The sequence below is a fragment of the Hydrocoleum sp. CS-953 genome, assembly GCF_002260545.1.
In the GTDB taxonomy this organism is placed as follows: domain Bacteria; phylum Cyanobacteriota; class Cyanobacteriia; order Cyanobacteriales; family Microcoleaceae; genus Trichodesmium.
Map to the genome: position 1 here is coordinate 1 of NZ_LGSU01001246.1, position 8,530 is coordinate 8,530.

Below are 8,530 nucleotides of genomic sequence, written 5' to 3' on the forward strand. Positions count from 1 at the left end.
AGCCAGGGCGATTAGGACATAGACTGATGATGAATCAAAGACCACGGAAACACTTTTCCCACTGTTCCCTGTTCCCTGTTCCCTGTTCCGTGCTATATAAGTAGTGATACAAAATAAATTTCCTAGCGGAGAAAAGGAACAGCGAAGAGGAAGTTTACTAGGATGTTTCAATAATGGATAATTGATAATTGATAATTGATAATTACCTCTCCCTAAAAACGGATAGGATTGAATAAAAGGAAATATTTTCTTGTTTCTCCTTGATCATGAGAGGCTTTAAACCTTAATTATTCGGTAATTAGGGTTTGCTGAATAAACTCTTTTAGTAGGGGTAGGAGTCAGGAGTCATATCATGTCCGCTGGTATCGGAGCGTGTCAACCTAACTGTCAATATCTATGGGAAATTTCAGTTTTTTTGTGCTTTTAAACCTTCTCTCCTATGAACTTAGCAGAAGACAAGAAGAAACAATCTGATCCCGTCTTAATTTTAGGCTTTTTGATATGTTCTGACATTAATAGCAACTGAGAGTTATTTACTACTGACTACTATTTTTAGGTGGTTGTGTATTGTAGCTGATAGCTGAATGCTTACCTTAAAGAGGCAAACTAATTACAAACTCAGTTCCTGTTCCTAATTCTGAATTACAAATAATTTTACCTCCATGTTTTTCTTCTATTATTTTTCGAGAAATTGATAAACCTAAACCTGTTCCTTTTCCTACTGCTTTTGTGGTAAATAAATGACCGAATATTTTGTCTTTAAATTCCTCACTGATACCCATACCATTATCTCCTATTTTGATAATTGCCTGTTGTTTTTCTGAGTCAATTTCTGTAGTAATAGTAATCTGATTCGGTGCTGCCTTAATATCGGTAAAAGTTTTCCCGGAATTACTTTCGTCTAAAGCATCAATAGCATTAGAAATTAAATTTATAAACACTTGATTTATTTGTCCTGGATAACAGTTTATTTCTAGTAAATATCCATAGTTTTTTACTACTTTTATTTCTGGGCGTTTCTTGTTAGCTTTTAGTCGGTGCTTGAGAATTAATAAGGTGCTATCTAGACCATCATGGATGTTAAATGGAACTTTCGCTATTGTATCAGCACGGGAGAAAATTCTCATTGATTTACTAATTTCAATAATCCGCTTTGTTCCTTCTTTCATAGACTGGATTGATTCTGGCACATCTTCTTTCAAATAATCTAGTTCTATCTCTTCTATTTTCTGTTGAATTTTTTGACTTTTATGTTCAAATTCTTGTTCATAAAGTTGTAACAAATCCATTAAATATTGAATAGATTCAGTGGCAAAATCTAGGTTCCCAGAAATAAATCCGATAGGATTATTAATTTCGTGAGCAATACCGGAAACTAACTGACCAATTNTTTGACTTTTATGTTCAAATTCTTGTTCATAAAGTTGTAACAAATCCATTAAATATTGAATAGATTCAGTGGCAAAATCTAGGTTCCCAGAAATAAATCCGATAGGATTATTAATTTCGTGAGCAATACCGGAAACTAACTGACCAATTGAAGCCATTTTTTCACTTTGAACAAGTTGTAGTTGTGCTTGCTCTAATTCTTGGGCATAATTCTGAGATTCTTGATATAATCTGGCGTTTTCTAGGGAAATTGCTGCTTGGGAGCAAAGTAAACTTAATACTTCTACTCGCTCCTTTGTAAATGCTCCTGCTAGTTTATTGTTTTCTAGGTAGAGAATGCCGATCGCGTGACCACGATCTATTAAGGGTAGACATAAAACAGACTTAGGTTGGTGTTTTTGAATATAAGTATCTCCTGCATAAGCATTTTTGTTACTAGCGTTATCAATAACTAAAGGCTTTTTGTTGCGCTTGACTTTATTGACAACACTCAAAGGTACTGCATGACTGGTAGCCACAGTTACAGACCTAGGAGTGAAAATTTCTTGGCCAGTAACCACAGATTTCAGGATTAACTTTTGGTCTTGAAAAAGCATCAAGACTGCAGTTTCAGCTCCAGCATTTTCTCTGACTACTTCCATTAAGTTAGCGATCGCTCCGTTTAAGGATATATCTTCTGAAAGGGTACGCGATGCTTTCATTAGAGTGGCTAAGTCTAATATTTGTTCTATTCCTATTGTTGTTTGGGAAATTGTTCCTTGAGTTAAATTAATGAAAGTGGCACTGGATAGGGAGCCAAGTTTTTGCCTTTCGAGAATAGGTTTGAGGAGTTGAGGATAGTGTTTTTCTAAGTCGTCAGTTTTGGCTTTTGCACCCCAACGGGCATAACAATAATAGGCTTCTTGCATATAAATACAGGCAATTTTTTCTTTGCTCCAGTCTAGGTATAATTTGGCAAGGAGTTCTTGAGCTAGTGCTTCTTCATAGTCATATTGGTTAGTTTGAGCTGTAGTTATGGCTTGTTCATATAAATCAATTGCTTCGGTTTTTTGTCCGTTTAATCGTGCTTTTTCTGCTTGTATAATTAGACATTTATGGAGAATATTTTCAGGACAATAATTTTGCCAGGTATTTAATTTTTCTTCTAGAGAAATAAGTTTTTCTAAATGGAATTGATACTCTTTTTCATCCTTTGTAGTTTCAGCTAAAGTTATGTGCATTAATGCTACATAAAATACACTGGAAGGAACTTTAGCGTGGCTAGAAATAGTATTTTCAATTATGTCTAATTTGGTAATTAAATCTGGATAAGCTGCTTGGTTATTAAATAAATAAGCATGGCGAATTTTAACAGAATATAACCAAGAAAGATGGTAAGGAGTATTGCTATATTTCTGTAAATACTCAGATTCGCTGAAATCATCGTCATCAAAGGTGAAAATTGTTTTAGTTAAACCCAAAAGATTGCGAATTGGTTGCACAACTCCCACAATTAAAGCATCCAAATTTTCTAAGCTTTTAACCTGACGCAAAAAATCAGCGTGGGTTTTGGCAATAGTATATAGTTCACTTAAATTTTTACCATAAGTAAGGCGATCTGAGCCACTTTGCATCATCATAAATCCTACTGTGAGCCAGTTTCCTGCTTCCATTCCATACTTATAAGCATTTTCGTAGTAAGTATCTGCTTCTCGAATGGGGCGACTCCAGCTATGTACATCTGCAGCAAACAGAAAATTCGTCATCCCCCGCACATCAGCATTATCAAATTGTTCGCACAGTTGCACAGCCATGTCTCCAAATTTATAAGCTGTGGTAGCATCTTTGAGCATGGCATTTACAACTAAACCATAACCTACATAACCGAAGGGAGACATATCACTATTACCATTTTCTAAAGATAAAGTTGTCATCTTTGCCAGAGCTAGAAATGCTAGGGTTGGTTGACCATCAAGCCATGCAGCGTAGAAGAGAATTTGTGAAATTCGCAGCATTTCTGCCATGTTTTCATCTTTCATTTTGGGAAGCTTAAGAATTGATGCCACTGTCTGCTGCTGTATAAATCTCTTAACTTTGGCAATTTCTTCATCTAGACTAACTTGAATCACTTTTTCCTCTATAGGAATTTCCCAACCAAGTAGAAGTAGACTTTGGCGTTGAATGGCGATCGCTTCACTATTTCTCCCCTGAAGTTGATACTGAGTCATTTGTATCCGATAAATTACCGCTTTATCCAAAGCAGTTTGAGCATGGTTGAGTGCCTCGGTATAGAGAAGTTCAGCTTGAGCAAAATTTCCAGAAAGATATGCTGCCTCTGAGCCATAACGGTACAAACTGTAAATTAATTCATAGTCATTTTGCCAAGCAGTTATGGGTAATAAATTAATGCCAATAGTAAAATAATTTTCAGCTACTTGGTAAGCTGCGGATAGTTTTGCTTTCTTGCCCGCTTCTAAATTCAAATCAGCTAATTTTTGTTTTTCTTCTAGGCTAAATATGGCTGCTCTGCCAAGATTTAACTGATTTACTAAGGCAAAAATTTGCTCTGATTTTTCATCAGGTGATAATTTTTGTAATAACAATTGACCGATTTTTAAGTGTGTTAATTGCTTTTGATTTTCTGGAATTAATGTATAGGCAGCTTGTTGAACTCGATCGTGTAAAAAACGATATTGTACATCTTGATTAACTTTAGTATGCTCCTTTTCTCTCTCCCTACCCAGATAGAATTTATAAACCTCAGTTTGTGGCAAAATTAATCCTAATTGTAAAGCTTTCCACAAATTATCTGCTGTATCTGCTTCTGACTGCTCACAAACTACTGCCAAAGTTTGCAAATTAAACTGATTCCCAATACAAGCAGCTAATTTCAACACCTGTTGAGTTTCTTTTGGTAACTTTTGCAACCGCCCAGCCATAAATTCCACTACATCGTCAGTAAGTGTCATTTGCCTGACTTGAGCAATATCGCACTCCCAATAACCCATCGCCGTATTAAATTGAATTAACCCTTCTCCATGCAAACCGAGCATAAACTGAGTGGTAAAAAACGGATTGCCTTTGGTTTTCTGATATATCAATTCTGTTAAAGGTTGACCAACTTCTGGAGTACAACTTAAGGTCTCAGATACCAATAAGTTAATGTGATTCTGAGATAACGGGGATAAGGTAATTGTGTTAATTATTCCGTTTTCTTTGGCAATTTCTTCTAAAGTCAGCATCAAGGGATGAGCGGGAAATACTTCATTATCCCGATATGCTCCAATGAATAGTAAATAACTCTTTTCTCCTTTACTCATCAATAGTTGCAACAAATTCAGAGAAGCAGAGTCTGCCCACTGCAAGTCATCAATGAATATAACCAAAGGATGATTTTGTGTGGCAAATACCTGAATAAATTTACCAAACAGCAAATTAAAACGATTTTGCCTCGCACTTCCTGATAACTCCGCTACAGCAGGTTGCTTACCTATGATTTTTTCTAACTTCGGTATTACTTCAATGATTACTTGCCCATTTTCTCCCACTGTCTCCAGAATTTTGTTTTTCCATTGCTGTAGTTGAGCATCACTTTCACTCAAGATTTGCTCCATTAAATCTCGCAGCGCTTGCACTAATGCAGAAAAAGGAATATTACGATTAAACTGGTCAAATTTCCCTTTGATGAAATAACCCCTTCGTCTGACAATAGGTTTGTGAACTTCATTTACAACCACCGTTTTTCCAATGCCAGAGAAACCTGCCACCAATATTATTTCTGAACCTCCCCCTTTTCCAAGGGGTGATTGAGGGGGGGCTGCTACTCTGTCAAATGCTGCTAATAACTGTTCAACTTCTGCTTCTCTACCGTAGAGTTTTTCTGGAATGAGGAAGCGATCGCTGATATCTCGCTCTCCCAACTCAAAATTCTCTATTTCTCCCTTTTCCTCCCATTCCTGCCGGCATTTTTCCAAGTCATATTTTAAACCCAAAGCACTTTGATATCTATCTTCGGCGTTTTTCGCCATCAACTTCATTACAATTTCCATTAGCATTTGGGGTATTTGTATTTCCCCTTCTCTACTCCCTAATACTGGCATTTTAGCTAAATGACAATGCACTAATTCCATGGGGTCTTTTGTTTCAAATGGTAAGACTCCATTTAACATCTCAAAAAATGTTACACCTAACGAATAAAAGTCGCTGCGATAATCTATTCCTCGGTTCATTCTACCAGTTTGCTCTGGAGAAATATAGGCTAAAGTTCCTTCTAAAATTTTGTAATTTTGAATAGTTTGAGTTTCTTTTGGCAACAGAGTAGAAATGCTAAAGTCAATAATTTTTACTTCCTTAGTTTGAGGATTAATTAATATATTTGCTGGTTTAATATCTTTATGAATAATGCGATTTTGGTGTAATTGATAGACAATTTCTGCTATCTGAATAGCTATGTCTAAAAATTGGGATATATCTTTTTTATCGTGAGACAAATTTTGATAATATTGAGCTAAAGAAATACCGCCAAAATCTTCCATAATTAGAGCATAGCCATTCTGATAACGCTCTAGAGCTAATGGCTTGACAATACCTTCTATGTGGAGATTACTAGCAATAGTATATTGGTTGCGAAACTTGACTAATTCATTAAAGGAAGGATAGTCATTTCGGAGCAGTTTAATTACTACTGGTTGAGAGTCTGCTTTAGTCACTGCGCGATAGACGACTGTACCCTCGCTCTCATATATTAAGTCGCCGATTTTGTAATTGCTTAAGGATGTTATAGTTAAGTTCATGGCCAGTTAATCAAAACGCTTTTTTATAACTTTATTTTCATAGCAATTTTAAAGTTATAATTTGAATAATTTATCAATTATATCACGATATTTACTTAAATAATATTATAATTTTAGAGCTGATGAAGGTATAGGGTATAGAGGAGATGGAGAGAGGATTTAATCTTAAAAAGCGGTCAGCGGTCAGCAATCAGCAGTCAGCAGTAAATGTGCGTGTTTGCGGAGCATTACGTTAGGAAATGCTAATAGCTAATAGCTAGTTAAATTTTATAAAGTATGTTTATAAGCGAATTTAGTATAAATAGAAAAAAGCACTGAAAAAATATTGTCTGGGTTTGGTTTCCAAGTCCTATTTTCACTATTGTTTGGATAACAAACCCACTCACAAATATCGAAAAATTACTTCAAGGAGAGTAAAATGCAACTAGCTAAAAATTTATTATTTTCAATTAGAAAACTGGGGATTTATGTAACTATAATTACTGGATTAGTTATTAATTTAACCACTGAAATAGCATTAGCAGGGACTTCATGGCAAAAGCGAGAAATTACCAGGATTGAATGGGAAAAAGGGAAAACAATGAATTGCAATGGTGAAGGAGTAGAATTTTTGATTACTGGCTCGAATATGCATCGGACATTTTATAGTCTAGCTGTTGCTTGTTTAAATCCAACTGGAGAAAACCAGGCAAATTGGGTGATTTTAAGTGGAGTTGATTTTGTTTACAAAAATGGTCGCCAAGATGCTTTTATTCATAGGTTTCCTCCCAAAAATCAAAATTCCGGAAGAGAACCAAATTTATATTCATTTGCTAAATTTGTCATCGGTTATAACTGTAGTTTCAACAGTCGTCAGTGGCAATGTGAAGAGTATAGTTCGACTATTGAAAATAACGTTCTCAAAACTTTTGGTTCCCAACAGTTGAAATCGACAATAGATGAGTTCTCTTTCCTGTTTAGTGATATAGACTCGTCAAAATATCAGACAACTAATGCTCAATAATAGAATCCAGTAGTAGACTGTTTCATCTTAAATGTTGCATTACTTTTTGGTTGTGTCTAGACAAGGAAGACAAGGGAGACAAGGGAGACAAGGGAGACAAGGGAGACAAGGGAGACAAGGGAGACAAGGGAGACAAGTTGAGGAACCGAAACCCAACAACAATCTTTCTCCCCTACTCCCCTACTCCCCTACTCCCCTACTTCCTAATGCACAGTTTTAGCTGTGTCAGTCCAGTATTGGACTGTTTCATCTTAAATGTTGCAATAGATGTAGGTTGGGTTGTTTGCGTTAGCATTGCGCAGCATGGAACCGTTTGCGGAGCATTTCCAACGGAAAAACCCAACAACAATCTTTCTCCCCTACTCCCCTACTCCCCTACTCCCCTACTCCCCTACTTCCTAATGCACTATTTTAGTTGAAACTGTCCAGTAGGGTGCGTTAGCGAAGTGTAACGCACCGTTCCAGTTTAGCCACCTGAAGTCGTAAAATATCAGACAACTAATGCTCAATTCGGGTTACAGTGGTTTTCATTTGGGTAAACCACAGTAGTAGGGACGTTCCATGGAACGTCCCTACAATGTTTTGCTTGTGAAGATGTGGTTCATCAATTTGAAAAGCGCTGTAAATAGTTACAATTAAAGTTTGTAGTATAGCTCTCAAACCGAACTAGAGATATTGCTCAAGCGCTACTACGAACAAAAAATTTTTTATCGCTGGCTAATTTTTGCTAATCAGATGATTTCTATCTAATTTATAAGCTTTACCTACTTTAGCATCAAATGCCCAGGCTGAAATTTTCCACTTACCTTTTGGTAATAATTTACCAGCAATTGTTTGTTCCCAAGCAGCATTCACATAAGCAGGATTATTAAATAGTTGAACTAAACTTTCTCTGGGAGTTTGAGCNTTTTATCGCTGGCTAATTTTTGCTAATCAGATGATTTCTATCTAATTTATAAGCTTTACCTACTTTAGCATCAAATGCCCAGGCTGAAATTTTCCACTTACCTTTTGGTAATAATTTACCAGCAATTGTTTGTTCCCAAGCAGCATTCACATAAGCAGGATTATTAAATAGTTGAACTAAACTTTCTCTGGGAGTTTGAGCAGACATTAAAATATCGAATATAATCCAATCATCTGCTTGATTTTTATAAGTTAAAATAATCGCATCAGCAGGTTCGTTGCGCTCTGGTAAAAATGCCCAACCATTGACAAAATACCAATTATTTAAAGGTATGATTCCATCTAAGGAACCATAACTTTTATCTTTCTCTTTTTTAGCAGCTATTAGTTCAATATTATCACTAATAACTAAACCTGGTTTTAACATTCCAAGATTATTCAGTTGATTTGCTAAATATTT

Annotated in this window: 4 protein-coding genes and 1 pseudogene; 1 reads left to right on the top strand and 4 read right to left on the bottom strand. The window is 35.8% G+C overall.

Going from position 1 to position 8,530, the window contains the following annotated elements; all coding sequences use genetic code 11:
- Window positions 1–593: 593 nt before the first annotated feature.
- Window positions 594–1,289, bottom strand: coding sequence for a sensor histidine kinase (locus AFK68_RS45960; RefSeq protein ID WP_371357490.1), 696 nt, complete (start codon window positions 1,287–1,289; stop codon window positions 594–596).
- 101 nt (window positions 1,290–1,390) lie between these two features.
- Window positions 1,391–6,161 (bottom strand): annotated as a pseudogene (locus AFK68_RS45965) (AAA family ATPase); the annotation flags it as partial.
- A gap of 418 nt (window positions 6,162–6,579) precedes the next feature.
- On the opposite strand from AFK68_RS45965, the gene AFK68_RS21420 reads away from it, so the two are divergent.
- Window positions 6,580–7,164 (top strand): hypothetical protein, encoded by a 585-nt coding sequence (locus AFK68_RS21420; protein WP_094674921.1) that lies wholly within the window; start codon window positions 6,580–6,582, stop codon window positions 7,162–7,164.
- A 717-nt stretch (window positions 7,165–7,881) separates the two neighbouring features.
- On the opposite strand, the gene AFK68_RS37150 is transcribed toward AFK68_RS21420, so the two are convergent.
- Both AFK68_RS37150 and AFK68_RS37155 read right to left on the bottom strand, forming a co-directional pair.
- A partial coding sequence (locus AFK68_RS37150) for a hypothetical protein (RefSeq protein WP_210407545.1) occupies window positions 7,882–8,070 on the bottom strand: 189 nt, incomplete at its 5' end.
- A gap of 13 nt (window positions 8,071–8,083) precedes the next feature.
- On the bottom strand, window positions 8,084–8,530 hold a 447-nt coding region (locus AFK68_RS37155), incomplete at its 5' end, for a hypothetical protein (RefSeq protein ID WP_168186590.1).